25 protein-coding genes are annotated in these 23,857 nt (G+C 65.6%); 13 read left to right on the top strand and 12 right to left on the bottom strand.

The annotated features are described in order from the left end of the window. The first annotated feature begins 1 nt into the window (after position 1). From V6X63_RS01480 to V6X63_RS01465, 4 genes are all read left to right on the top strand, one after another. Complete coding sequence (locus V6X63_RS01480; RefSeq protein ID WP_367977960.1) at positions 2-1,387, top strand: SLC13 family permease; 1,386 nt, start codon at positions 2-4, stop codon at positions 1,385-1,387. A 129-nt stretch (positions 1,388-1,516) separates the two neighbouring features. After that, on the top strand, positions 1,517-1,915 hold the full coding sequence (locus V6X63_RS01475; RefSeq protein WP_367977959.1) for a hypothetical protein: 399 nt from the start codon (positions 1,517-1,519) through the stop codon (positions 1,913-1,915). Between the two features lie 4 nt (positions 1,916-1,919). Continuing rightward, positions 1,920-2,636 (top strand): type 1 glutamine amidotransferase, encoded by a 717-nt coding sequence (locus V6X63_RS01470; protein ID WP_367977958.1) that lies wholly within the window; start codon positions 1,920-1,922, stop codon positions 2,634-2,636. An 83-nt stretch (positions 2,637-2,719) separates the two neighbouring features. Next, a complete protein-coding gene (locus V6X63_RS01465) occupies positions 2,720-4,090 on the top strand; it encodes an RsmB/NOP family class I SAM-dependent RNA methyltransferase (protein WP_407826363.1) in 1,371 nt (456 codons plus the stop codon). On the opposite strand, the gene V6X63_RS01460 is transcribed toward V6X63_RS01465, so the two are convergent. Genes V6X63_RS01460 through zwf form a run of 4 tightly spaced genes read right to left on the bottom strand, consistent with a single transcriptional unit; the run spans position 4,056 to position 8,101 of the window. Further along, complete coding sequence (locus V6X63_RS01460) at positions 4,056-4,952, bottom strand: SIS domain-containing protein (protein ID WP_367966825.1); 897 nt, start codon at positions 4,950-4,952, stop codon at positions 4,056-4,058. The genes V6X63_RS01465 and V6X63_RS01460 overlap by 35 nt on opposite strands. Next, entirely contained in the window at positions 4,949-5,923 is a 975-nt protein-coding gene (gene glk / locus V6X63_RS01455) for a glucokinase (RefSeq protein WP_367977956.1), read from the bottom strand. Before glk ends, V6X63_RS01460 begins: the two co-directional genes overlap by 4 nt. Then, entirely contained in the window at positions 5,904-6,635 is a 732-nt protein-coding gene (pgl, locus tag V6X63_RS01450; protein ID WP_367977955.1) for a 6-phosphogluconolactonase, read from the bottom strand. The genes glk and pgl overlap by 20 nt, the downstream gene beginning before the upstream one ends. Positions 6,636-6,637: 2 nt before the next feature. Beyond that, entirely contained in the window at positions 6,638-8,101 is a 1,464-nt protein-coding gene (gene zwf, locus V6X63_RS01445) for a glucose-6-phosphate dehydrogenase (protein ID WP_367977954.1), read from the bottom strand. A gap of 141 nt (positions 8,102-8,242) precedes the next feature. On the opposite strand from zwf, the gene edd reads away from it, so the two are divergent. Genes edd through V6X63_RS01400 form a run of 9 tightly spaced genes read left to right on the top strand, consistent with a single transcriptional unit; the run spans position 8,243 to position 16,957 of the window. Beyond that, positions 8,243-10,078 (top strand): phosphogluconate dehydratase, encoded by a 1,836-nt coding sequence (gene edd, locus V6X63_RS01440; RefSeq protein ID WP_367977953.1) that lies wholly within the window; start codon positions 8,243-8,245, stop codon positions 10,076-10,078. Next, on the top strand, positions 10,075-10,809 hold the full coding sequence (locus V6X63_RS01435) for a bifunctional 4-hydroxy-2-oxoglutarate aldolase/2-dehydro-3-deoxy-phosphogluconate aldolase (protein WP_367966821.1): 735 nt from the start codon (positions 10,075-10,077) through the stop codon (positions 10,807-10,809). Before edd ends, V6X63_RS01435 begins: the two co-directional genes overlap by 4 nt. Before the next feature lie 55 nt (positions 10,810-10,864). Continuing rightward, the gene (locus tag V6X63_RS01430; RefSeq protein ID WP_367977952.1) at positions 10,865-11,338 is read left to right on the top strand and encodes an SUF system Fe-S cluster assembly regulator; all 474 of its coding nucleotides are present in this window, start codon (positions 10,865-10,867) and stop codon (positions 11,336-11,338) included. Further along, entirely contained in the window at positions 11,322-12,770 is a 1,449-nt protein-coding gene (gene sufB, locus V6X63_RS01425) for a Fe-S cluster assembly protein SufB (RefSeq protein ID WP_367966819.1), read from the top strand. The genes V6X63_RS01430 and sufB overlap by 17 nt, the downstream gene beginning before the upstream one ends. Positions 12,771-12,824: 54 nt before the next feature. Further along, the gene (gene sufC, locus V6X63_RS01420; protein WP_367966818.1) at positions 12,825-13,580 is read left to right on the top strand and encodes a Fe-S cluster assembly ATPase SufC; all 756 of its coding nucleotides are present in this window, start codon (positions 12,825-12,827) and stop codon (positions 13,578-13,580) included. Between the two features lie 18 nt (positions 13,581-13,598). Then, positions 13,599-14,927, top strand: a complete 1,329-nt coding sequence (sufD, locus tag V6X63_RS01415; RefSeq protein ID WP_367977951.1) for a Fe-S cluster assembly protein SufD — start codon at positions 13,599-13,601, stop codon at positions 14,925-14,927. Between the two features lie 2 nt (positions 14,928-14,929). Further along, positions 14,930-16,180 (top strand): cysteine desulfurase, encoded by a 1,251-nt coding sequence (locus V6X63_RS01410; RefSeq protein WP_367978109.1) that lies wholly within the window; start codon positions 14,930-14,932, stop codon positions 16,178-16,180. 2 nt (positions 16,181-16,182) lie between these two features. Further along, positions 16,183-16,629, top strand: a complete 447-nt coding sequence (sufU, locus tag V6X63_RS01405; protein WP_367977950.1) for a Fe-S cluster assembly sulfur transfer protein SufU — start codon at positions 16,183-16,185, stop codon at positions 16,627-16,629. A 4-nt stretch (positions 16,630-16,633) separates the two neighbouring features. Next, positions 16,634-16,957 (top strand): SUF system Fe-S cluster assembly protein, encoded by a 324-nt coding sequence (locus tag V6X63_RS01400; RefSeq protein ID WP_367966815.1) that lies wholly within the window; start codon positions 16,634-16,636, stop codon positions 16,955-16,957. A gap of 9 nt (positions 16,958-16,966) precedes the next feature. On the opposite strand, the gene V6X63_RS01395 is transcribed toward V6X63_RS01400, so the two are convergent. Genes V6X63_RS01395 through V6X63_RS01360 form a run of 8 tightly spaced genes read right to left on the bottom strand, consistent with a single transcriptional unit; the run spans position 16,967 to position 23,819 of the window. Beyond that, complete coding sequence (locus tag V6X63_RS01395; RefSeq protein ID WP_367977949.1) at positions 16,967-18,658, bottom strand: ATPase, T2SS/T4P/T4SS family; 1,692 nt, start codon at positions 18,656-18,658, stop codon at positions 16,967-16,969. Continuing rightward, complete coding sequence (locus V6X63_RS01390) at positions 18,655-19,935, bottom strand: type II and III secretion system protein family protein (RefSeq protein ID WP_367977948.1); 1,281 nt, start codon at positions 19,933-19,935, stop codon at positions 18,655-18,657. Before V6X63_RS01390 ends, V6X63_RS01395 begins: the two co-directional genes overlap by 4 nt. Then, the gene (gene cpaB, locus V6X63_RS01385; protein WP_367977947.1) at positions 19,932-20,720 is read right to left on the bottom strand and encodes a Flp pilus assembly protein CpaB; all 789 of its coding nucleotides are present in this window, start codon (positions 20,718-20,720) and stop codon (positions 19,932-19,934) included. The genes V6X63_RS01390 and cpaB overlap by 4 nt, the downstream gene beginning before the upstream one ends. Before the next feature lie 25 nt (positions 20,721-20,745). Then, the gene (locus tag V6X63_RS01380) at positions 20,746-20,874 is read right to left on the bottom strand and encodes a hypothetical protein (protein ID WP_367966811.1); all 129 of its coding nucleotides are present in this window, start codon (positions 20,872-20,874) and stop codon (positions 20,746-20,748) included. Next, the gene (locus V6X63_RS01375) at positions 20,867-21,628 is read right to left on the bottom strand and encodes a hypothetical protein (RefSeq protein ID WP_367977946.1); all 762 of its coding nucleotides are present in this window, start codon (positions 21,626-21,628) and stop codon (positions 20,867-20,869) included. Before V6X63_RS01375 ends, V6X63_RS01380 begins: the two co-directional genes overlap by 8 nt. After that, entirely contained in the window at positions 21,573-22,325 is a 753-nt protein-coding gene (locus V6X63_RS01370) for a hypothetical protein (RefSeq protein ID WP_367966809.1), read from the bottom strand. The genes V6X63_RS01375 and V6X63_RS01370 overlap by 56 nt, the downstream gene beginning before the upstream one ends. Then, positions 22,322-23,548, bottom strand: a complete 1,227-nt coding sequence (locus V6X63_RS01365; RefSeq protein ID WP_367977945.1) for a hypothetical protein — start codon at positions 23,546-23,548, stop codon at positions 22,322-22,324. Before V6X63_RS01365 ends, V6X63_RS01370 begins: the two co-directional genes overlap by 4 nt. Continuing rightward, complete coding sequence (locus V6X63_RS01360) at positions 23,535-23,819, bottom strand: Flp family type IVb pilin (protein ID WP_367966807.1); 285 nt, start codon at positions 23,817-23,819, stop codon at positions 23,535-23,537. Before V6X63_RS01360 ends, V6X63_RS01365 begins: the two co-directional genes overlap by 14 nt. Between the last annotated feature and the right edge of the window lie 38 nt (positions 23,820-23,857).

The raw sequence follows: 23,857 nt of genomic DNA, 5'->3' as shown, positions 1-23,857 counted from the left end.
AGTGCTCGCGACCTCGCAACTGCCGCGTCTGATCGTGGCGCTGGCCGCCGTTGTCGCGGCCGGGGTCGCGCTTTTTCCGCCTGACTGGTTGCCGCCCGGCACGGGCATGACCACTGCCGTTGCGTTGGTCACGATCAGTTTCTACGCGACAGGTCTGGTCGCCGAGGCGGTGACTTCGCTGCTGTTCTTTCTCGCGGCAATGCTATTCACGGTCGCGCCCGCCGAGGTCGTGTTCTCGGGCTTTGCGTCCAATGCGTTCTGGATCATCTTCGGTGGTCTGATTCTCGGTATGTCGATTCGTCATACCGGGCTCGGCCAGCATATTGCCTCGGTACTGCTGTCCCGGCTGCCCGGTCGCTATAGTCTGCTCATCGCGGGCGCCGTTGGTGTCGGTCTGATCCTCGCTTTTGTCATGCCCGGTTCAATGGGGCGGATGGTGCTGCTGGTGCCGATTGCGGTCGCGATCGCCGACCGCCTCGGTTTTTCCGATCACGCCAACGGGCGCATTGCCGTGGTGCTGGCAGCCGTCTTCGGCACGCATATCGGCTCCTTTGCCATTCTGCCCTCCAATACGCCCAACGTGGTCTGGGCCGGTGCAATGGAGTCGATCTATGGAGTGGAAATCGGCTACCTCGATTATCTCTGGTGGCATTTCCCGGTGCTCGGCCTGCTCCGTTCACTGCTACTGATCGCCTTGCTGATCTACGTGTTCCCCGACCGCATCCCAGGCAGGCCTGCACCTGATGAGCCCCGTGGGCCGATGACGCGGGATCAGCGTCAGACGGCACTGGTTCTGCTGGCCGCCCTCGGGCTGTGGGCGAGTGATGCCCTTCATGGCGTCGGCCCGGCCTGGGTGGCACTGGCAGCGGCCGCCTATTGCCTGCTCAATGGGCCTCGCCTTGTACCGGAGAAGCCGTTCGCCGCACTCGATATCGGCCCCCTGTTGCTGCTGTCGGGCATCCTTGGCCTGGGTGCGATACTGGCTTACTCCGGTGTCGGCGAGGCGGCCTTCAACCAGTTGTTGCCGGCGCTGCCGCTGGCACCGGGGCAGGGGGCGCTCAACTATGCGCTGATCAGCCTGGGCGGTGTCGGACTCGCCGTGCTCGCGGCCATGCCGGGTGTGCCGGCCATCGGTGTGCCGCTTGGCGAGACGCTGGCGAGCGCGACCGGCTGGTCGGTGCAGTCCGTGCTGACGATACTGGCCGCTTCCTATTCCACCTACCTCCTTCCCTACCAGGCGCCTCCGATACTGGTCGGCGCCCAGCTCGGGCGCGTCCCATGGGGCGCACTGACGCGCTTCACCCTGGGGTTCGCGGTGCTCACCATCCTGCTCATCTTCCCACTCCATTACCTCTGGCTGCGCCTGATCGGCATCCTCCCGGGATGATCGAAAATACGCCCGTCAGCTGTGACTGATGGGACAGGGGATCTTGCCTGACCGGCGCTTGTCCGGGTTATGTTGCAGCGCGAAAATATCCCCAGTTTCAATCATTCACCGAAAATTGCGGAGTGTCCGGTGCAGGAGCAGTTCCTTTTGATCGCCGACGAACTCGGCTGGGATCTGGAGGCCCAGATCGAGCGGCTTGATGAATTCGTTCGCGTCTACGGTGCGGCGGGTCGGATGGACGCGGAGCTTGCCGGGATTGGACTGTCCGTCCGTCAGCGCCTGCACCGCGAATCCCTGCGCGACGCCATGCTGAATTTCATTGCGCGGCTGGGCGCACAAGGCGCGTTCTCGCACTATCTCCACGGGCAGATGCGGCGCGCCCGCGAGGCGGTCGCTCCGGGTGTGGCCAGCAAGCCGAGCCGCTCGCCCGAGCCCGTGGGTGCCGGTGGGCGGCGGGGTCTGCGCACCGCCATCCGCCGCTGGATGGCCACACGGGGTCGCGGACCGTCGCAGACGCTGGCATCCTGACGCCATGACGGCGCCCTCCGGCATTCAACGCGTTGGTGTGCTCCTCTGCGACGATCTGCACGAGGAGCTCACGACGCGCTGGTCATCCTATCTCGCATTGTTCGAGGACCTGCTGGCCGACCCGCGGCAGGATCTGGAGGCCATCGGATATCGCGTCCATGCCGGTGAATGGCCGGACGCCTGCGACGACGCGGATGGCTGGCTGGTGACCGGCAGCCGCGCCAGCGTTCATGAGCACCCGGAATGGGTCGCACCGCTGCAGTCGCTCGTCCGGGACATTGATGCCCGGGGCATCCCCCTCATCGGCGTGTGCTTCGGCCACCAGCTCATTCACTCGGCCCTTGGCGGGCGCACGGAACGTTCCCAGCTCGGCTGGCATCTGGGTGCCTATCCGGTGCGCTGCGAGCAGACCTTCAGCGCACGGGAGCCGGGTGAGCCACTATCCCTCCTCGCCGTGCATCAGGATCAGGTGACCGAGCCGGCGCCGGGTTTCGAACGACTCGCCACGAGTCATCAGTGCCCGTGGTATGCGAGCCGCCGGGGCCGGACACTGACCATTCAGGGGCATCCCGAATTCGACCGCGAGTTCTTCCATGCACTGATGCAGCGGGTGCGCGCCAAGGCCGGTGACGAGGCAGTGGAGGCGGCGCTGGCCGGACTGCCCGCGGAGGATCACACACCACAGGTTCGTGCCTACATGCGGGACTGGTTAAGGCCTTGAGCCCCGCCGACGCGTTACGGCGCTATCGTGCCATCTGTCCGGACTGGTCCGGCTTTGCAGCCGCGCTGGCGCACCCTCAGCCCGTGAGTCTGAGGACCCACCCCGAGCGGATCAATCCCGCCGAGTTGATCAATCTGTTAGCCGATGCAGGCCTTCACGCTTCCCCGGTCGACTGGGATGCGGCCAGTATCCGGCTCAGTCCCGATGCCTCCCCCGGTCGGCACTGGGGCTATTTTGCCGGCCTCTTCCAGGTCCAGGAGGAAGCGGCGCAACTGCCGGTCCGACTGCTGGATCCGCAGCCCGACGAACGGATGCTTGACCTGTGCGCCGCCCCCGGCAACAAGACGGCGCAGATGGCCCTTGCCATGGACAACCGCGGTCTGGTGGTGGCCAATGAACTCCAGTCCGCGCGGCTGCCCGCATTGCGCCAGCTCGTCCGCCGGCTCGGGCTTCGCAACGTCCTGATCCACCGCGGGGCCGGAGAGTCACTGCCGGGTGCCACCGGGCCCTATGATGGAGTGCTTGTCGATGCGCCCTGCAGCGGCGAGGGGACATGGCGTAAATACCGTCGGCAGCGCCGCGGGATGGCGCGTCAGGTGGATGAGAATGAGCGGGATGATCTCGCCGCGCGGCAGATGCGGTTGCTGGACCGGGCCGTGGGGCTGTGTCGGGCGGGTGGACGCATTGTCTACTCCACCTGTACCTATGCACCGGAGGAGAATGAGGCGGTGGTGGATGCCATCCTCCGCCGTCATGGTGATGATCTGAGTGTGGAGATGGCCTCGGTGGAGGGGTTCCCGGTCTCGGAGGGCGTTACCGAGTGGGCCGGGCAGCGATTTGATCCGCGGCTCGCCCGGGCGTTGCGGGTCTGGCCGGGCATCACCGATACCGGCGGGTTTTTCGTCGCGGTACTGCGCCGGGGTGGCGCGTCCGGGGCGGCCACCGCCGGGTCCGGGGGGGCCGGCGCGCCCGATGAATGCCGGGGCTGGCCGGCGCACCCGGCCACGGATGCCTTGTTGAGCCGCTTCGACATTGACTCGGCCAAGCTGCGCGGGCTTGAGACCGGGCCGGACGGCGGCCGCTACTTACACTATCGGGTTGCCGGTCATCACTGGCCGACCCGACCCTCGCCCGATGCCTTCGGGCTGGCCGCCATCGGGCTGCAGGTCAAGCCCGTTAAGCCCACCACCGCGCTCGCGTTGTGGCTGGCACCGGCGGCGACGCGTAATCGCGTGGCGCTGGACGCCGCCCAGACGGCGGCATTCCTGCAGCGTCAGCCGGTCCCGCTGGATCAGGCGCAGGCGATAACGCCTCTGGATGGGCCCGGTTTCATTCTGGTGACCCATGCCGGCCACGGGCTGGGTGTGGCGCGTCTTAACCGTCAGGGCCAGCTGGAGAGCCAGTTCCCCAAGGCCTGGGTCACTCCGACGGCGGGATTTCCCGTCGCTGGTTGAGGGTCTGCTTGATCCGGGCGAGGCGCGCTTGAGTCATCGAGCCACCTCGCAGGGCTACACCTACGGCGAGGACATCCAGCAGCGCCAGGTGAGCCAGGCGGGAGAGCATCGGCGTGTAGATGTCCGTGTCTTCATCCACCTCGGCGTTCAGGCTGACGCTGGCGAGATGGGCCAGTGGCGTACCGGGCGCCGTGATACCGATCACCGGGACGCCCCGGTCGCGCGCCACCCGCAGGCTTTGCAGCAGATCGCCGCTGCGGCCGGTGTGCGAGATCGCGATGATGACCGCATCGGCGGGTGTCACGGTGGCCGCGATGGCGTGGTTGTGCGGGTCGGTATAGGCGGCAACGGGCATACCCAGCCGGAAGAACTTGTGCTGGGCGTCCTGTGCGACGAGGCCGGAGGCGCCATGGCCGAAGAGTTCGATCCGGCTCGCCCCGGCGAGCAGATCGATCGCGGTCTCGAGCCGATCATGGGGTAGCTGGTTGCGCGTATGGATGAGTGTGGCGATCTGCCGGTCCATCACCTTGGCGGCGAGCTCTTCCAGGGGCTCATCACTGCCCACGCCCATCGGCGCCGGCGGCAGCCCGGTGGCCAGGCTGCGGGTGAGGGCCATCTTGAACCCCTGGACACCACGATAGCCGAGCCGCTTGCAGAACCGCACCACGGTGGGTTCGCTGACGGCCGCGGAGGCCGCGATCACGCCGATCGCCTGGTCCATGACCGCATGGGGGCGCGCCAGGATATGCAGCGCCACCTTGCGCTCCGAGGGCGAGAGTTCGGGCATCAGTGCCCGGACCTGTTCCAGCAGTGGCGTGCGGTGCCCGGTTGTTGTCGGCGCCTGATGGCCCGGTTCGCTCATGCCTGTGCCTCCAGATACACGGAAAGCCCCAGCAGAGCGGGTGCCGGATGGTTGATGGCGTAGACCGGGATGGCCGCCAGATAGTCCTGGAAACGCCCCTTGGCCGTGAAGCGCGCATGGAAGCGGTTCCAGTCAAAGGCGTCCCCGAGCGCGGGAATGATGCCGCCACCCACGTAAATGCCCCCTCGGGCGCCGGTGGCGAGCGCCAGGTCGCCGGCGGCTGAACCCAGTGCGGCGGTAAACTGTGCCAGGACCTCCCTGCACAGCGGGTCGCCTGCAACGGCCTCCCGCGCAATGGTTTCTGCGCTGCATGATCGCGGTGGATGACCGTCGATCTCCCGCAGCGCATCGTGGACCGCCTCCATGCCGACGCCGGAGGCAACCCGCTCGGCGCTGCAGTGCCCGAAGCGGTTGTGGAGGCGCAAGGCAAGGTCCGCCTCACGCTGGCTGGTGATCCCAACGCTGATATGCCCCCCCTCCGTGGCGAACACCTGCCAGTGATCAGCGCAGGGTGTGACCAGCGCACTACCGAGCCCGGTCCCGGGGCCGATGGCCAGCCGCGGTGCATCCGCCGCCGGCTTCCCGCCTTTGCGTTGCAGGCGTTGGGGCTCCACCAGTCGAGTCACCGCCCAGCCCTGGGCCACCCAGTCATTCATCAGGGTCAGCGCCTCGAGGCCGAGCCTGCGCTGCGTGTCCGAAATGGAGAACGTCCAGCCGGCATTGGTCAGGCGGACGGTGTCTTCATGCAGGGGGCTCGCCACCGCACAGATGACCCGCATGGGGCGTGGCTCGCCGGATAGCGCCGCCATCGCCGCTTGCAGGAACTCGGCGAGGCCCGGAAAGTCGGCGGTGGGTCGGGTGAAAACCGTCCCGGGCGCCTGGCCGGGCTCGGTGACAAGGCCTGCGCGGGCATTGGTCCCGCCAATATCGGCGACCAGAGCCGGCGATGCGTCAGGGCGAGTAGTAGACATGGACCGGGACATGGCGCTGGTTGAGCAGGGCGTGGACGGGGAATTGCCGAGGGTCGCCACTGTCAACGGCTTCCCGCAGCGTCGCCCATTTCGCAGTACCGGTGACGTGCAGGGCGATCCAGCGGCTCTGCAGCAGTGTATTGAGCGTCAGGGTCAGGCGTTCGCGCGGGTCATCCGGCGCCCGTGTCGCCACGCATCGCGAGTCGGTTGCCGGGTCCAGTGCCCGCGGGAGGGCTGGGTCATTCGGAAAGATCGAGGCGGTATGGCCATCACTGCCCATCCCCAGAATCACGGCATCGAAAGGGCGTGGCAGCAATCCGAGCGCGGCGCCGCAGGCGGCCTCGTCCGCACGGCTGCCGACACCCTCGCGGTGCAGGGGGTAGAAATGGGCGCTGGCGGCATCCTCCTGGAGCAGGTGAGTGCGCACCAGCCGGGCATTGCTCCGCTCATCATCCGGGGGCACGCGGCGCTCGTCGGTCAGGCTGACGTAAACCTGATCCCAGGGCAGGGTGAGCGTCCGCAACCGCTCGAATACCGGCATCGGGGTCCGCCCGCCGGGGACCAGCAGGCTGGCTCGCCCTCGGGCCTTCACGCCATAGCGAATGACCTCGCCGACCCGTTGGGCGAGGGCGCCCGCCGCCTGAGCCGGGCTGGCGAAACGCTGTGCCGCCTCCAGGGTCTGCATGGCCGGCGTTGCGGCGCCTCGTCCCATGTTCAGCTCTCCTCGTACCAGCTTGCGTCCTCACGGCCGAGCAGGGCGCTGGACGCCGCTGGGCCCCAGGTTCCTGCCGTGTAGGGCTTGGGTGCATCACCGGCCTCGTTCCAGGCATCCAGTATCGGCTCGACCCAGTCCCAGGCGGCATAGAGTTCGTCCCGCCGCATGAACAGGGTCAGGCGCCCCCGCAGGACATCCATGAGCAGACGCTCGTAGGCATCCGCCTGGCGCTGCTGGAAGGCCTCGGCAAAGTCCAGATTGAGCGATACGGGCCGCAGCTGCATACGATCTCCGGGTGATTTCGCCATCATGTGAAGCCGGACGCCTTCATCCGGCTGCAGCTTGATGACGAGTCGGTTGGGTTGGCCCGCGCCGTAGGCGACGTCGAAGATCGAATGGGGCACATCCCGGAAATTCACCACAATCTCGGCCGCGCGCTCCTGCAGCCGTTTGCCGGTCCGCAGGTAGAACGGAACGCCGGCCCAGCGCCAGTTGGCGAGTTCTGCACGAATGGCCACGAATGTCTCCGTGCGGCTGTCGTCCGGGACCTCCTCCTCGTCGAGATAGCCATTCACCGGCTGGCCGGCGATCGCGCCGGCGCGATATTGCCCGCGGACGGTGTTGCGCAGTGCATGCTGTCCCTCCAGCCGGGTGAGCGCGCGCAGTACCTTGAGCTTTTCGTCGCGAACGGCATCGGCGCCGATGTTGGTCGGCGGTTCCATGGCGATGATGCAGAGGAGCTGCAGCAGATGGTTCTGCACCATGTCGCGCAGGGCGCCGGTGCGGTCGTAGAAGCCGGCCCGGCCGCCTACGCCGACCTGCTCGGTGACGCTGATCTGGACGTCACGTACCCAGTCCCGTCGCCAGAGCGGCTCGAAGAGCATATTGCCGAAACGCAGCGCGATCAGATTCTGTACCGTCTCCTTGCCCAGATAATGGTCGATGCGGTAGATCGCATCCTCGGCAAAGATGGCACCGATACGCTCGCTGATGGCCTGGGCGGACGCGAGATCATGGCCCAACGGCTTTTCCAGCACGACCCGGGAACGATCGGTGACCAGGCCCTCGTTCTGCAGGTGCTCGCAGATGCCGACGAAGTGCATGGGGGCGACGGCCAGGTAGAAGACCCGCGTGCGGTCGTCGCGGTCATGCAGCATGGTGCCCAGATGGTCGAAGCCCCGGGGTTCTGCCGCGTCCACCGACACGAACTGCAGGCGTTCAAGGAAGCCCTGCCAGGTGTCGACATCACGCTCCTCGGCATCCAGGCGCTCCTGAAAGGCCGCGTCGACCCGCGCGATGAAGGTATCGCGGTCGAGTTCGCTGCGCGCTGTCGCGATGATGCGACCGTCGTCGGGCAACTGGCCTGCGCGGTGCCGGCGATAGAGTGCCGGCAGCAGCTTGCGCATGGCCAGGTCGCCGGTCGCGCCGAACAGGATGAGGTCGAAGGGTTCCGGTGACTGCACCACGCCTCCCCATGAATGTCTGTAATAAAACTACATCCATACTAACGTGCAGGATGCGTCATTTGAACTGCAGCAACGGAAATTTCATGGCGTATGTAGTAAAATTACGTCCGCGCAGGGGAATCAACAATGGAGGAACGCATGCCCGAGCTCAATGCCGCGGTTGCTGAGGTGACTGAGCGGATCCGCCAGCGCAGTCACGACGATCGCAGTGCCTACCTCGAGCGGCTGAAGGCCGCCGCCGATGTCGGACCGGTGCGCACGAGCCTTTCCTGCACCAACCTCGCCCATGCCTTCGCCGCCGCGCCCGATGGCGACAAGGCGCGCCTGAAGGCATTGCAGAGGCCCAATGTCGGGATTGTGTCGGCGTACAACGACATGCTCTCGGCACACCAGCCGCTCGAGCGCTTTCCGGCGCTGCTCAAGCAGGCGGTGAGGGAGGCGGGCGGCACCGCCCAGTTCGCCGGCGGGGTACCGGCGATGTGCGACGGCGTGACCCAGGGTCAGCCCGGAATGGAGCTCTCGCTTTTCAGTCGCGATGTGATCGCCATGGCCACCGGAGTGGCGCTCTCCCATAACACATTCGATGGTGGTCTCTGCCTCGGCGTCTGCGACAAGATCGTCCCCGGCCTCCTGATCGGCGCGCTGCATTTCGGCCATATCCCTTTCATCTTCGTGCCGGGCGGGCCCATGACGACCGGCGTGCCCAACGAAGAGAAGGCGCGCATCCGCGGGCTCTATGCCGAGGGCAAGGTCGGACGCGATGCGCTGCTGGAATCCGAGTCGAAGTCGTACCACGGCCCGGGCACCTGTACTTTCTACGGTACGGCCAACAGCAACCAGATGCTGATGGAAGTCATGGGGCTGCACCTGCCGGGGTCGGCGTTCGTCAACCCCAACACGCCCCTGCGTGACGCGCTGACCATCGCCGCGGGCCATCGCATCATGGAGATTACGGCACACGGCGATGAATACACGCCGATCGGCCGCGTCATCGACGAGCGGGCCATCGTCAACGGCATCGTCGGTTTGCTGGCGACCGGCGGGTCCACCAATCACACCATTCATCTGGTGGCGATCGCCCGGGCCGCGGGTATTCACATCAACTGGGACGATTTCGATGCGCTCTCGCGGGTGGTGCCGCTGCTCACGCGGATCTATCCGAATGGCCAGGCCGACGTGAACCACTTCCATGCCGCCGGCGGAATGGGCTTTCTCGTCCGCGAGCTTCTGACCGCGGGCCTTCTGCATGAGGATGTGATGACGGTCGCTGGAGAGGGCCTCGATGCCTATGCCCGGGAGCCGATGCTGGCCGATGGCGGCGTGGCCTGGCGGGCGGGTCCCGCGCACTCCGCCGACACCGATGTGGTCCGGCCCGTGACCGAGCCGTTCAGTGGGAATGGCGGCCTGCGCGTCCTGCAGGGTAACCTCGGGCGTGCCGTCATCAAGGTCTCCGCCGTCAAGCCTGAACATCGCGTGGTGGAGGCGCCGGCCCGGGTGTTTGATGATCAGCAGCAGGTTCTTGCGGCCTTCCGCGCAGGGGCGCTTGAGGGCGACTTTGTCTGCGTCGTCCGCGGACAGGGTCCGCGGGCCAATGGCATGCCCGAACTGCATAAGCTCACTCCGGAGCTTGGTGTCCTGCAGTCACGGGGGCAGCGGGTGGCGCTGGTGACCGATGGGCGAATGTCCGGTGCATCCGGCAAGGTGCCGGCCGCCATCCATCTGAACCCGGAGTATGTCTGCGGTGGCGCGATCGGCCGCATCCGCGACGGGGATGTGATCCGCCTGGACGCCGATGCCGGCCTGCTCGAGGTCAAGGTGCCGGAGGCCGAATGGGCGGACCGCTCATCCACGCCGGAGTCCAGCGAGCCGCAGTACGGTATTGGCCGGGAGATGTTCGCGGCATTCCGTTCCCTGGCCGGCAGCGCCGAGCACGGCGCCATCAGCTTCAGCCCGCATGAGGAGGTGGGATCATGAGCGCAGCGTCAACGTCCATCCACGCGCTCATGACGCGTGCCCCCGTCATTCCGGTCCTCGCCATCGAGTCCGCTGATACGGCGCCGGCGCTGGCGCGTGCGCTGGTGGAAGGGGGGTTGCCGGTTCTGGAAGTCACCCTGCGCACGCCAGCGGCACTCCCGGCCGTCGAGGCGATATCCCGCGAGGTGCCTGAGGCCCTGGTCGGGGTCGGGACCCTCACGCGGGCGGAGGAAGCCATCGCGGCCAGGGATGCCGGCGCCCGCTTTCTGGTGAGCCCCGGCCTGACCGATGCGCTCATTGGCGCGGCGCTGAATGCGGGCATTCCGATGCTGCCCGGCGTCGCCACCCCCTCCGAGCTTATGCGGGCGGTCGAGGCGGGCTTTGATCACCTGAAGTTCTTTCCCGCCGAGGTCAACGGCGGAATCGCCGCCCTTAAGGCCCTGGCCGGACCGTTTCCGGCGGTGCGTTTCTGTCCAACCGGTGGGATCAGTCCGGCCAATTACCTGGATTATCTGGCGTTGCCCAATGTGCTCTGCGTGGGGGGTAGTTGGCTGGCACCGCGCGATGCGGTGGCCGCGGCAGACTGGCCGCGGATCACCGCCCTGGCGGCCGCCGTGGCCGGTGGCCGGTCGGCCATTGAACCTGTACGGTCGGGTCGGGGCGCGGTGGAGGACTGGTATTCCGTAGCGGGGGAAGAGGACCCGGGCAGTGCCGATGAGGCGCTGCGGTAAATTTTCCAGTTTAAAATGTACCAAAGCAGTCCTGATTACTTTATAATCCTCCCATATGATCAGGCTGAACCGCGAAACGGACTACGGCATCGGGATCCTGACGCTCATGGCGCGGGAGCCCGATGGCCGTTTCAATGCGGGCGCCCTTGCCGAGGCGCGGGGGCTGCCTCAGCCCATCGTCAGCAAGATTCTCAAGCACCTCGCCCGTAGTGACCTGCTCGTCTCCTATCGGGGGGCGAAGGGGGGCTACGGGCTGGCCCGACGCCCGGAGGCGATCTCCATCGCCGAGATCATTACGGTGCTGGAGGGGCCGATCGCGTTGACCGACTGTATCGAAGACGGGCAGGAGGCCTGTCAGTACGGCAGTCAGTGCAACATCAGCAACGTCTGGAGCCGCATCAACGATGTGGTGCTGAACGCTTTGTCCGAAATTACGTTGGCCGAAATGACCACCGCCGAGGGCGGCGAGGGCAGCGGCCAGGTTCATACGCTGGAATTTACCGGAGTGCGTCATGTCCGCGAGCACTGAGACCATCGAACGGTTCACCCAGAAGGGGTATGAAGCCGGCTTCGTGACCAATGTCGAGGAGGATCGGGTCGAGCCCGGTCTCAACGAGGATGTCATCCGCTTCATCTCGGCCAAGAAGAACGAGCCGGAGTGGCTGCTTGAATGGCGGCTCGAGGCCTACCGGAACTGGCTGAATATGCCCGAGCCGGACTGGCAGTACGTCCATTATGACCCCATCGACTTTCAGGCGATCTCCTACTACGCCGCTCCCAAGCGTGACGAGGACAAGCCGCAGAGCCTTGATGACATCGACCCCGAGATCAAGGAGACCTACGACAAGCTCGGCATACCGCTGCATGAGCAGGAGATGCTCGCGGGCGTTGCCGTGGACGCGGTCTTCGACTCGGTGTCGGTGGCGACGTCCTACAAGGAAAAGCTCGCCGAGCAGGGGATCATCTTCTGCTCGATGTCGGAGGCGGTTCAGGAGCACCCGGAGCTGGTTCAGAAGTACCTGGGCACGGTGATCCCGGCCAACGACAACTTCTTCGCGGCGCTGAACTCCGCGGTGTTTACGGACGGGTCGTTCGTCTACATCCCCAAGGGCGTGCGCTGCCCGATGGAGCTGTCCACTTATTTCCGCATCAACGCAGCCAACACCGGGCAGTTCGAGCGGACCCTGATCATCGCCGAGGACAGCAGCTACGTCTCATATCTCGAGGGGTGCACCGCCCCGATGCGCGACGAGAACCAGCTGCATGCCGCGGTGGTGGAGCTGGTCGCGCTGGATAATGCCGAGATCAAGTACTCCACGGTGCAGAACTGGTATCCGGGTGATGCCAACGGCAAGGGCGGTATCTACAACTTCGTCACCAAGCGTGGCCTCTGCGCCGGTGACAACTCCAAGATCTCCTGGACCCAGGTGGAGACCGGCTCGGCGATCACGTGGAAGTATCCAAGCGTGGTGATGCGCGGCGACAACTCGGTGGGCGAGTTCTACAGCGTCGCCGTCACGCGGCTGCGCCAGCAGGCTGATACCGGCACCAAGATGATCCACATGGGCAAGAACACCCGCAGCACCATCGTCTCCAAGGGCATCTCCGCCCAGGAGGGGCAGCAGGTCTACCGGGGTCTCGTGCGGATCGCGCCGACGGCCGAGAACGCGCGCAATTACTCGCAGTGCGATTCCATGCTGATGGGCTCGGAGTGCGGTGCGCACACGTTCCCGTATCTTGACGTGAACAACAGCACCGCGCAGCTCGAGCACGAGGCGACGACCTCGAAGATCGGCGAGGACCAGATCCTCTACTGCATGTCGCGTGGCATCTCCGAAGAGGACGCGGTGTCGCTGATCGTCAACGGTTTCTGCAAGGAGGTCTTCCGTGAGCTGCCGATGGAATTCGCGGTCGAGGCGCAGAAGCTGCTCGAGATCACCCTCGAGGACTCGGTCGGCTGACGCGGGCGCCGGATCCACCAACCTTTTCGAATGAATTGATTCAGGAGCTGAATAATGGCACTGCTCGAAATCCGTAACCTGCACGTCAACGTGGAGGGAGCAGAAATCCTCAAGGGCCTCGACCTGACCATCGAGCCCGGCAAGGTCCACGCCATCATGGGGCCCAACGGCGGTGGCAAGAGCACACTGGCGAAGGCGCTGGTGGGCGACGAGGCCTATGAGATCACCGAGGGCGAGGTTCTGTTCAACGGTCAGGACCTGCTCGAGATGGACCCCGAGGAGCGGGCCCGCGAAGGCGTCTTCCTGGGTTTCCAGTACCCGGTGGAGATTCCCGGTGTCTCCAACACCTATTTCCTCAAGGCGGCGGTCAATGCCATGCGCAAGCATCGCGGCGAGGGCGAGATCGACGCCATGGAATTCCTCGAGCTCGTCAAGGAGCGCGCCAAGCGCGTCAAGCTGGATGAGACGCTGCTGCAGCGCCCCGTGAACGAGGGCTTCTCCGGCGGTGAGAAAAAGCGCAACGAGATCTTCCACATGTCCGTGCTCGAGCCGCAGCTCGGCATCCTCGACGAGACCGACTCGGGCCTTGACATCGATGCCCTGCGGACGGTCTCCGAGGGCGTCAACGCCATGCGTGCCGAGGATCGTTCGTTCCTGGTGATCACCCATTACCAGCGTCTGCTGGACTACATCGTCCCGGACGTGGTGCACGTGCTCATGGATGGCCGGATCGTCAAGACCGGTGGCAAGGAGCTTGCCAAGGAGCTCGAGAGCAAGGGCTACGAGGGCATCGACGAGGCCGCAGCGTAAGCGCGGGGAGCGAGACCAATGGAAGCAGCTGTGCAGCCAAAGAGCGTCTACCTCGAAGAGTTCGAGGGACGCACCGACGTCGGGCCGGAATGGCTCGACACCCTCCACGAGCGGGGTATCCGGGCCTTCGAGGCGCGGGGCTTTCCGGGCGCGCGCGAGGAGGCCTGGCGCAAGACCAATCTGCGCCCGGTGACCGCCGAGCACTTTCCGCTCGCCGACTCTCAGGGGGTCGCACCGAAGGAGCTGATAGAGCGACTCGGCGATCTCGGTGACAGCTATCGCCTGGTCTTTGTCGATGGCCGCCTTGCCGCCGACCTTTCGGATCTGACCGACCTGGCGAAGGGGCTGACCGTCACGCCGTTCAGTGAGTATGACGGCAACCCGCCGGAGCGGCTGGTCGCGGCGCTCGGGGCTCGTGCCGACATCGACTGGCACCCGTTCGCCGCCCTCAATTCGGCATTTTTCGTGGATGGTGCCTATATCCACGTCGCCCGTGGCGCGATGATCGAAAAGCCCATCGCCGTCACGCATGTCGTGACCGCCGAGGCCGACCGCCGGGCGGTCTATCCGCGGCTCGTGGTGGAAGCCGAGGATGGTGCCGAGGTGCGGGTGGTCGAGCGCTTCATCGGCGATGACCAGGCCGGGGCGCTGGTCTGTCCGGTCAGCGAACTCTCGGCGGGGCGGAACACCATCCTTGATTACAGTCGTCTACAGGAAGACGGTGTGGCCACGATGAACATCGGTACGGTCAACCTCGCCGCCCAGCGCGACGCATCGCTCCGCGGTGCATTCGTCGGGGATGGCGGGCGGCTCGCCCGGCTTGACCTGGTCGCCGACCTGGAAGGCGAGGGCGGCGAGATCGACTGCAATGGCATCTACCTCACCGAGGGCCGGCAGTTCACCGACTTTCACACCTGGTTCAATCATCGGGTGGAGAACTGCTTCAGCCGTCAGCGCTTCAAGGGCATCCTCCAGGGGCGCTCCGAGACAGTATTCGACGGCCTCGTCAAGGTGTTCGAGGGCGCTCAAAAGACCGATGCCGTGCAGGAAAACCGCAACCTGGTCCTGGGCAAGCGGGCGCTGGCGCATTCCAATCCGCGCCTTGAGATCTTTGCGGATGACGTCAAGTGCACCCATGGTTCCACCGTCGGCGAACTCGACGAAGAAGCGCTGTTCTATCTGCGCACCCGGGGCATCAGCGCCGAGGGAGCCCAGGGCATGCTGACCCTGGCATTCGCCGGCGAGATCGTTGATATGTTCCGTGTCAGTGGCGTCCGTGACCATGTCCGCCGCGTCCTCATGCGGCGGCTCGGTGTGGAAGATGCGGACATCGGAGAGATTCTTTGAGCGTGAGTGTATCGCAGCGCCCCGCGACGGAAAGCGTCCTCGACGTCGACCGTCTGCGGGCGGATTTCCCCATCCTGCAGCGACCCATGAACGGCCGGCGGCTGGCGTTTCTGGACAGCGCGGCGAGTGCCCAGAAGCCGCAGTGCGTGATCGATGCCGAGCGGGAGTGCTACGAGCAGTACTACGCGAACATCCATCGCGGTGTGTACCAGCTGTCGCAGCGCTCGACGCAGTCCTACGAGGCGGTCCGGCGCACCGTTCAGCGTTTCATCAATGGTGCAGACGGGCGCGAGGTGGTTTTCGTCCGCGGTGCCACCGAGGCCATCAACCTGGTGGCCCAGTCGTTTGTCCGGCCGCGGCTTGAGGCTGGCGATGAGATACTCATCACCGGTATGGAGCACCATGCCAACATCGTCCCCTGGCAGATGGTCGCCGAGGCCACCGGCGCCAGGCTGGTGGTCGCGCCGGTGCTTGATGACGGCAGCCTCGACCTGGATGGCCTGCGCGAGCGTGTGAGCGAGCGGACCCGCTTCATCAGCTTGGTCCATGTCTCCAACACCCTGGGCACGATCAATCCGGTGGAGGCAATCGTCGAGCTGGCGCATCAGCGGGACATTCCGGTGCTGGTGGACGGTGCCCAGTCGGCGCCGCATATGCCGGTGGACGTGCAGGCCATGGGTGCGGACTTCTATGTCTTCTCCGCGCACAAGACCTATGGTCCCAGTGGATCCGGGGTGCTCTGGGGCCGGCTCGAGCATCTCGAGGCCATGCCGCCCTACCAGGGCGGCGGCGACATGATCCGCACAGTGAGCTTTGAGGAGACGACGTATGCTCCGCCACCCCAGCGCTTCGAGGCGGGTACCCCGAACATCGCCGGTGTCATTGCCATGGGGGTGGGGCTTGAGTACATCGAGGCGGCCGGTCGTGATGCCATCGTGGCCCATGAGCAGTCGCTGCTCGGCTATGCGAACGAGCGCCTCGCGGAGATTGACGGGTTGCGGGTGATCGGGACCGCGCCGGACAAGGCCGGCGTCATATCATTCGTGCTCGACGGCGCGCATCCGCACGACATGGGAACCATCCTCGATATGGAGGGCGTTGCCGTGCGCGCGGGACATCACTGTACCCAGCCGCTCATGAAACGCTTCGGCGTCGCCGCCACCGTCCGTGCGTCTTTCGGCCTGTACAATGACCGTGATGACATCGACGCACTGGTCGATGGGCTGAAACGCGTCAGGGAGTTTTTTGGCTAGCCATGTCCGATCTGCGTGAGCTCTACCAGGAGGTGATCCTGGACCATAACAAGCAGCCCCGGAACTTCCACGGGATCGATCCCCACGATCACGAGGCAGACGGCTACAACCCCCTCTGCGGGGATCAGATCCATCTCGAGCTGCGCCTGGACGATGAGGGCCGGATCGAGGACATCGGATTCCAGGGTCAGGGCTGTGCCATTTCCACGGCGTCCGCCTCGATCATGACCGAGACCCTCAAGGGGCATACGGTCGAGGAGGCGAGGGCCCTTTTCGATCGCTTTCATCACCTGGTGACCGATGATCACGCCGAGCCCGACCCGTCGCTGGGTAAGCTCGGGGTTCTCGCCGGTGTGCGCGACTATCCGATGCGGGTGAAATGCGCGACGCTGGCATGGCATACGCTGCAGGCCGCCCTGGACGAAAAGGGCGAGATCACGACGGAGTAGGCGGATGGCCGGGCGCCCATCGGTGGAGATGATCCGTGAGCAGGTGGTCACGGCACTTCGTGGTGTCTATGACCCGGAGATCCCCGTCGATGTCTACGAGCTCGGACTGATCTACGAGATCGACGTCGACGAGGACGGTTTCGTTGATGTGCTCATGACGCTCACATCGCCGGCCTGTCCAGTTGCCGGTCAGATGCCCATTCTGGTGAAGGCGGCGGTCGAGCAGGTCTCCGGCGTTGAGGCCGCGGAGGTCGAGCTCACGTGGGAGCCACCCTGGACTCAGGATCGCATGTCGGAGCGAGCCCGGCTCCAGCTGGGCTTCATGTAATCGGGCGTCTCAACAGGATCCCGTCACCGGCTGGAATGGTGTCAGGTCGACTGTCACTCCCTCGGCGCGCAGGGCCTCGTAGAAGTTGGGAACCTGACCTGTGGCGCGATGCCGCCCGCCGTGTCCCTGGCGCTCACCGGCGCGGGAATCGAATACAAAGAGGTCATTGAGCAGTATCTGTTCACCCTCCATCCCGGCGACCTCGGTGATGGCGGTGATCCGGCGCGACCCATCGCCGAATCGGGTGAGTTGGACAACGATGTCGATGGCGGAGGCGATCTGCTCGCGGATGGCGCGGGCGGGGAGCTCCATTCCTGCCATCAGCGTCATGACCTCGAGCCGGGCAAGCGCGTCCCGCGGGGAATTGGCATGCGCCGTGGTCAGTGAGCCATCGTGCCCGGTGTTCATCGCCTGGAGCATATCGAGTGCCTCGCCGCTCCGGCACTCACCGACGATGATGCGATCAGGCCGCATTCGAAGGGCATTCCGCACCAGTTCACGAATGGGGACGGCGCCACTGCCCTCAATGTTCGCCGGCCGCGACTCCAGCGCTACGACATGATCCTGCTGCAGCTGGAGTTCGGCGGAATCCTCGATGGTGACGATGCGCTCCGTCTCGCCGATATGCGCGGATAGTGCATTCAGCACGGTCGTCTTGCCAGTGCCGGTGCCACCCGAGATCAGGAGGTTGCGCCGGCGATGGATGCACAGCTTCAGGAACTTCGCCATCGGCTCATCCATTGCACCGAAGCCGATCAATTCGTTGAGGCCAATGTGCTGTTGACTGAACCGGCGGATGGTCACCGTCGCGCCATTGAGTGCCAGTGGCGGGATGATCGCATTGACGCGGGAGCCGTCCGGCAGGCGGGCGTCCACCAGTGGTGAGCCCTCGTCCAGACGACGGCCCAGCGGTGAGACGATGCGATCAAGGACGCTGGCGAGTGAGCCTGCGGAGCTGAAGCGCAGACCGGTCTTCTGTACCTGGCCGTTGCGCTCGACGTAGATCCGCTCATGGCCGTTGACCATGATCTCACTCACCGCCGGGTCGTCCATGAGGGCCTCAATGGGCCCCAGTCCGACGGTCTCGGCCACGACGGCGGCGACAACGCGGTCGGCCTCGCTTTCGGCGGGCAACACCAGCTCTCCCGCTTCGATCAATTCCCAGGCGGTGGCGGTTGCCTCCTCGCGCAGCCGTTCGGTGGAGAGGGACTGGAGGATATCCCGACGGTAGAGATCAAGCCGCTCACTGATCGCCTCCTGGAAACGGCGGACCAGGCTCGGCGAGATCCGGGCCTGCCGGGGTTCGCAAGCCGCCGGATTCAGCTCGGGCGATGCGGCCGGTTCCCTCTCGGCCCCTGCATGCTCGTCTGGACTGGCTTCGGAATCGACACCACGGTCATCCGTCATCACCGGATCCAGTCGCAGCCGGACAGCGCCAACGGTGATCTCATCGCCCGACGCCAGCGGACCGGCCTGTCGTGCCGGCTCGCCGTTGATTGTCATCGCGGCACGACTGCCGAGGACTCGGATATGTGTGCCCCGGTCATCCACCCGCAACTCGGCATGGCGTCGGCTGATGCCGCTCCCATGGACGCGCAGGTCGCAGCGACGGCTGGAGCCGATGAGATGTCGGCAGCCCGGTATCAGGGATAGTGTCTCCGAGGTCTGGTCGTCCGTATATCGCAGTATGAGTTCGCTCATTGGCCGAGTTCCTCCAGCGGTAGTCGTCCGGATGTCGCTCGCAGCGCTTTACTGGCCACTCTTCCGTCGTCCATGGTGGATTGGCTGGCAGCCGCGCGGCCCAGGGTGGGGGTGATCAGGACGACCAGTTCGGTCTGCTCGTTCTGGAAGCGGCGCGACTTGAACAGCTCACCGATGATCGGCAGGTCCCCCAGCCCGGGCACCTGGCTCACCGCACGGGACTGCTGGTCATCAATCAGCCCGGCGATGAGCAGGGTCTCGCCGCTGCGTGCGTTCATCTCGGTCACGGCATTGCGAACGGAGAAGCCCGGGACGCCGAGTACCGTCACGGATTGGTCGACGTCACTGACCTCGACTTCGACGCTCGTTCGGATTCGTTGCCCATCGCCCACGGTCGGCGCCACCCTCAGCAGGATGCCGTAATCCTTGAACGTAACCGAGGTGTTGCCATTGTCACCCTGAACCGGAATGGGGACCTCGCCACCGGCCTGAAACTCGGCGGTGGAACCGCTCAGTGCCGAGAGCATGGGCTCGGCGATGACCCGCGCCTGCCCCGACTGGCCGAGCAGATCGATCATCGCGGTCAGGCTGACCCCGATCCCCAGATAACCATTGCCCTGACCGATATCGAGGGGCAGTGCGTCGGCCGGCAGAAAGCCTCCAAGGCTGCTCCGAAAGACTTCATTGGTATGAAGATCCGATGCATAGGCGAAGCTGATCCCGGGTGAGCGTGTTGCCCAGTCCAGGCCAATCTGCCGCAGCGCGGACTTGCGCAGTTCAACGAATCGCGCCTTCACGTTCACCGTTGGCGTTTCCGTGATCGGGGGCGGGTCGGTGAAGTCACCAACCTCGGGGTGGGTCTCCAGGACCCTTGCAAGCCGCTGCCGGTCACGTTCGGTGTCGGGTTGGCCGGTGAGATAGTCCCTGCCGTCGAGGCGCTCAAGCTGGACGCCCTCGATACGCTCGACCAGGCGTTCGAGGCCCGGCGTCTCGGTGCGCTCCCGGGCTCTTGGCTCGATGATCACCGGCATATGGCGTGTCTCGCCGGTGCCCGACCAGAGACGTAGGTCGGTCCGGCCGGGGGCCCGCCCGATGAGAAGAACGCCTTCGCCATCGCCGATCACCTCGACCTCGGCCAGTTCGCCGTCGCCGAGCGCGACGCGAATCACATCCTCTGCCTCGACGACCCGGGAATGACCGACCGTCAGCTCGATGGCGTGCACCCCCGCGCTGCAGAGGAGACCGACGAGGGTCGTCAGTGCTGTGAGCCACCTCACCGCCGGCCTCCGATGATGAGTTCCACCGGTTGATGATGTTCGGGGTCGTCCCTGGTTTCCCCCACGCCGGTCAGGGCCTGCGCGGTGATTCGGTAGTCCTCGAAGGACGCATCAGCCGAGTCGGCTCGCAGCACCACCTGGATCTCGCCGATGGCAAGAGCATGCGTGATGCGGGCGGCCTCCACCGGGGAGACCGCCACCGTCAGGTCGTCATAGCCCCGATGCGAGGCGTTCGATCCGTCATGGGTGAACTGCGCCCCGGTGGCGAGAATGGGAATATCGCTGAGCAGGGGAACGGTCTCCCGGCCACCCTCGTTGCGGTAGGTCAGCATCAGGTCGAGGCGATCACCCGGGTTGAGCAAGCCGGCGATGTCCGCGCCACCTGAGACCGGGATCGTGATCGCCCGGTCCTCGGGTGAAAGCCGCTCTGCCAGGCGCGCTTCCGCCGTCTCGCGGACATGGCTCGCCAGGACGGCCTTGCCGGCGGCAATGCCGGTCCGCAGTCGCCGGCCGGCCAGCTGGCTCCAGGCAGCGCCGCCAACGGCATTTTCATGGACGTAGGTGGCAGGCATGTCCCGCAGAGCAACATTCCCCTCGACGAGCGCCTCGCCCTCGCGCAGATCCCGGGCGGCGACAACGACTTGCCGGGTCTCGTGTTCCTCGCGATACGCCTGCTCCAGCGCCACGGCGCGCTGCTCCAGATGCCGGTCACCGAACCAGACACCGGCAGCGCCGGCGCCCAGTGCGCCCAGGGCAAGCAGTGCCCCTCGTCTGAGTGGACTCATGGCAGTGTCCTCGATTCAGTCGAGCCTAGATGGGCAGGGCGAGGCCCCAGAGCAGATTGGCCTCATGTTGATCGAGCCAGCCAACCACTCCATCGACGCCGGCCCAGACACCGGCAAGCCCCGTCACCACGGCGAGGTATTCGGCGCTACTCATCGCCGCCGCCGGGGCTGATTTCATTGACAATGATCGCGGTCCGATCGCCATCCGGCATGGCACCGATCTCGATCAGACGCTCGCCCTTGCTCATCGACAGGGTTTCCAGACCCTGGTCATCCCTGGTGTGGGAATCCAGTGCCCAACCACGGTCGCGCAGGTATTCGGTGAGGCGCTCCCGGGCTGCCGCGGGTGCAATCGACGTATCAAGGACCTGGGTGGAGCCATGGCGGTTGCGCTGCTCGTATAACGGCCTCAGACCCGCCGGGAGGGAAGAAACGGGCGGCGTTGGTGGGTTCAGCACGTTCTCGATGGCCGAAATGACGCTCACGGTCACGGCTGTCGATTCGCCATCGCGGATGGCCGTCAGATACCGGGTTTCGTCTCCGTCGGTGTAGAAGAGGGTATTCGGGTGGTCATTGGAACCGGGCCGCGGGCCGAATAGCCGGCCGGGCTCCCGGCTCCAGATGATCGACTGGCGATCGACAATCGCTTCAGGTGCCATGTCGGTCTCAAAACCGACATAGCAGATCGGCTGGTCGTTGATTCGGAGGGTTTCATCCCGCAGTACCTCGACGGCGTCGGCCGGCATCGCGACGGTGTCGAGCGGGGTGGCACAGTCGAATGCCGCGGTCACCGAAGACGGCGTGAACAGCCCCGTGAGCACCAGCGACGCCGCCATGGCGATGACACCGGTGTTAACGCGCTTGTGGCAGGATCCGGGATGGCGGAATGAAGTCCGTTGATCGGGCATAGCGTCCCTCCTTGAAGACAGAAAAACGGCCCAGCTGCTGGGCGGGTTGTGTGATTGTGTTGACGGGCTCACTGGCGACGATTCGCTCGGTCCGGCGCTGGAATTTGCGATCATCGAGGGCCTGCCATGCGCCCGGGCTGATCGCGGCGGTGGCCTCCAGGTGGATGGGCGCCTGCTTCCGCTGCGCCTCGAGCCGTGGTTTCACGGCGAGGCTCACGCGGTGGACCGGCATTCCCTCGCGCTGTAAATCGAGCATCTCCCCCGACAGGCCTCCGAGGCCGGCCAGTCCCGGTACGGCATCGCCGTGGGCGAGCGTCCGCACAGCAATGCCCGTCGCCGGCAGTGATCCATCGCGGTCCCGCCGGGTCCGCTGTCGCCTTGAATCAGCTTCGGTTCGCAAGGGGCCGAGACGATCCCGCCAGAGTGGACTTGGGTATGAGGGCGACGTCCGCAGGCGGTGATCGCCTAGCAGTCCGGTGCGATCGCTGCCATGGATACGATCCTCAATGGCGCGGTCCACCCTTGCGCCGGGGCCTCGTCCTACTGTTTCTTCCCAGGCCGCATAGCGGGCGCCGGCCACCGCCGCGCGCTGCATGTCATGCAACCGGCCGAGATGGTCCAACGCCCAGAACGCGGGCAGGATGGCGAGCAGGCCGACGAGGGCCTCAGACAGCGCGCTTCCATCCTGCCCCCTCATGGCAGTCCGTCCACTGATGGCGTCACGAGGCCCGCCTCCCAGTAGGGATTGAACAGACTCGCCGGATTATCCGGTCCCGGGCATCGGCGGCGACACCGTGCCGGGACGTGATACCGGACACTCGCCATGCTGAGATGCGCATTGATGGCACGCTGGTCGCCCATCCTATCCAGCGGCGCTGTCACCAGCGCGGGCACCCGCAGCAGTTCATTATCCGCTTGCCGCTCACGCAGGCGCGTATAGTGGTGGACGCCCCGATAGCCACCGGATAGCCGATCCGCGTCGGCGCGGCCTCCGGCGATGGTCGCCCAGCTGCCCCATTCGAATTTGCCCAGATTGAAGAAACCTACCTGCAGCCGGTCGGCGGAGCGCCATCCACCAGCGTCCGGGAGTGGTGGCTGGTGCGTGTTGCCCTGCTTGCGGAAGCGCACCGTCAGCGGCAGGGAAAGATCCCAGGTTCGCCCGCCACTGCCGAATCTCGCCGTTGCCCGGGAGCGGCTGCCGCGCATCCAGCGCTCCAGGTCGGGATCCTGATCGATGGTCCGGGAGACCAGCCGCGCGAAATAGCCCCTGTCACGGCCGGCCCTCGTGCGCTGCAGCTTGAGGTAGGCGGACACCCGACGCCCGATGAGCAGACCGTCCATGGCAGCCTGATAGGGCTGGGGAATGGAATCCATGGGCTCGCGTTGATTGACCTCAAGAGACTCTCCATATTGCCGTGCGACCCGATGCATGACTTCGTCCACCCGTGCCGGCCGCAGTCCCCGACGGGCATCCAGTTGCGTGAGGGCCATTAATCGGTGCAGTAGATCGAAACCGCGGATCATGAGGCCGGCGGTCTGCTCGGAGCCGACCAGCGCCGTGGCGACGATCCGCTCCGCAGCCGTTGTCGCGGCGCCCACATAGGGAATGTAGCGGGTGTAATTGGCGATGCGATCCGCACCCTGGTCGACGTAGCGCAACCAGCTGACATAGGCGGTGAGATGACCCACGGCGATATGATTGGCGACCAGCGCGCGGTTGGTGTAAGCGATGAGGTTCAGCCGACGCGCAGTCCAGCTCGCGCCACTGTAAGCCGCGGCATCGGCCGCGTTGACCACGACCGACTCCTGCGTGACCGCTCGACTCACCCGATGGCTGATGAAAATGGCGGCGATCCCGATGGCAAGGCTTGCCAGCACGACCGGCATGATCTGACCGCTCTGTCGATCAGTTCTGCGCATCGAAGTTCTGCAGCGTTTCCTCCTGGGACGCACGATCGGCGGCGCGCTGGGAGTCACTGTCCGCCTGATCCACCTGGCTGCTGCCGTCCTGGCCGGCCATCTCGCGGGCCATTGCGGCGGCCTGACTGGAGATCGTGTCGCCGAATGCCGAGAAGATGCCGATACCGGCAACGGCAATCAGCGCGGTGATGATGATGTACTCGGACATCCCCTGGCCCTGCTCATGGCGCCGGGCGTGACGGCGATGCGGGAATTGGCGATGGGTTGTCATTGGCGCCTCCATGCTTTGCCGAAATCTCCTGAAGTGCC

This window comes from Spiribacter onubensis (assembly GCF_040838425.1).
GTDB lineage: Bacteria > Pseudomonadota > Gammaproteobacteria > Nitrococcales > Nitrococcaceae > Spiribacter > Spiribacter onubensis.
The sequence above is the reverse complement of the archived record's forward strand: the minus strand, read 5'-3'. Positions and strand labels throughout refer to the sequence as shown.

Excerpts from the sequence above, each read along its gene's own strand:
- V6X63_RS01430 (WP_367977952.1), top strand. The coding sequence starts at position 10,865 with ATGATCAGGCTGAACCGCGAAACGGACTACGGCATCGGGATCCTGACG.
- V6X63_RS01400 (WP_367966815.1), top strand. The coding sequence starts at position 16,634 with ATGGCCGGGCGCCCATCGGTGGAGATGATCCGTGAGCAGGTGGTCACG.
- V6X63_RS01380 (WP_367966811.1), bottom strand. The coding sequence starts at position 20,874 with ATGAGTAGCGCCGAATACCTCGCCGTGGTGACGGGGCTTGCCGGTGTC.
- V6X63_RS01435 (WP_367966821.1), top strand. The coding sequence starts at position 10,075 with ATGAGCGCAGCGTCAACGTCCATCCACGCGCTCATGACGCGTGCCCCC.
- pgl (WP_367977955.1), bottom strand. The coding sequence starts at position 6,635 with ATGGGACGAGGCGCCGCAACGCCGGCCATGCAGACCCTGGAGGCGGCA.
- V6X63_RS01375 (WP_367977946.1), bottom strand. The coding sequence starts at position 21,628 with ATGCCCGATCAACGGACTTCATTCCGCCATCCCGGATCCTGCCACAAG.
- cpaB (WP_367977947.1), bottom strand. The coding sequence starts at position 20,720 with ATGAGTCCACTCAGACGAGGGGCACTGCTTGCCCTGGGCGCACTGGGC.
- sufD (WP_367977951.1), top strand. The coding sequence starts at position 13,599 with ATGGAAGCAGCTGTGCAGCCAAAGAGCGTCTACCTCGAAGAGTTCGAG.
- glk (WP_367977956.1), bottom strand. The coding sequence starts at position 5,923 with ATGTCTACTACTCGCCCTGACGCATCGCCGGCTCTGGTCGCCGATATT.
- V6X63_RS01370 (WP_367966809.1), bottom strand. The coding sequence starts at position 22,325 with ATGAGGGGGCAGGATGGAAGCGCGCTGTCTGAGGCCCTCGTCGGCCTG.
- sufB (WP_367966819.1), top strand. The coding sequence starts at position 11,322 with ATGTCCGCGAGCACTGAGACCATCGAACGGTTCACCCAGAAGGGGTAT.
- V6X63_RS01365 (WP_367977945.1), bottom strand. The coding sequence starts at position 23,548 with ATGCGCAGAACTGATCGACAGAGCGGTCAGATCATGCCGGTCGTGCTG.
- V6X63_RS01395 (WP_367977949.1), bottom strand. The coding sequence starts at position 18,658 with ATGAGCGAACTCATACTGCGATATACGGACGACCAGACCTCGGAGACA.
- V6X63_RS01360 (WP_367966807.1), bottom strand. The coding sequence starts at position 23,819 with ATGACAACCCATCGCCAATTCCCGCATCGCCGTCACGCCCGGCGCCAT.
- edd (WP_367977953.1), top strand. The coding sequence starts at position 8,243 with ATGCCCGAGCTCAATGCCGCGGTTGCTGAGGTGACTGAGCGGATCCGC.
- V6X63_RS01470 (WP_367977958.1), top strand. The coding sequence starts at position 1,920 with ATGACGGCGCCCTCCGGCATTCAACGCGTTGGTGTGCTCCTCTGCGAC.
- sufU (WP_367977950.1), top strand. The coding sequence starts at position 16,183 with ATGTCCGATCTGCGTGAGCTCTACCAGGAGGTGATCCTGGACCATAAC.
- V6X63_RS01460 (WP_367966825.1), bottom strand. The coding sequence starts at position 4,952 with ATGAGCGAACCGGGCCATCAGGCGCCGACAACAACCGGGCACCGCACG.
- sufC (WP_367966818.1), top strand. The coding sequence starts at position 12,825 with ATGGCACTGCTCGAAATCCGTAACCTGCACGTCAACGTGGAGGGAGCA.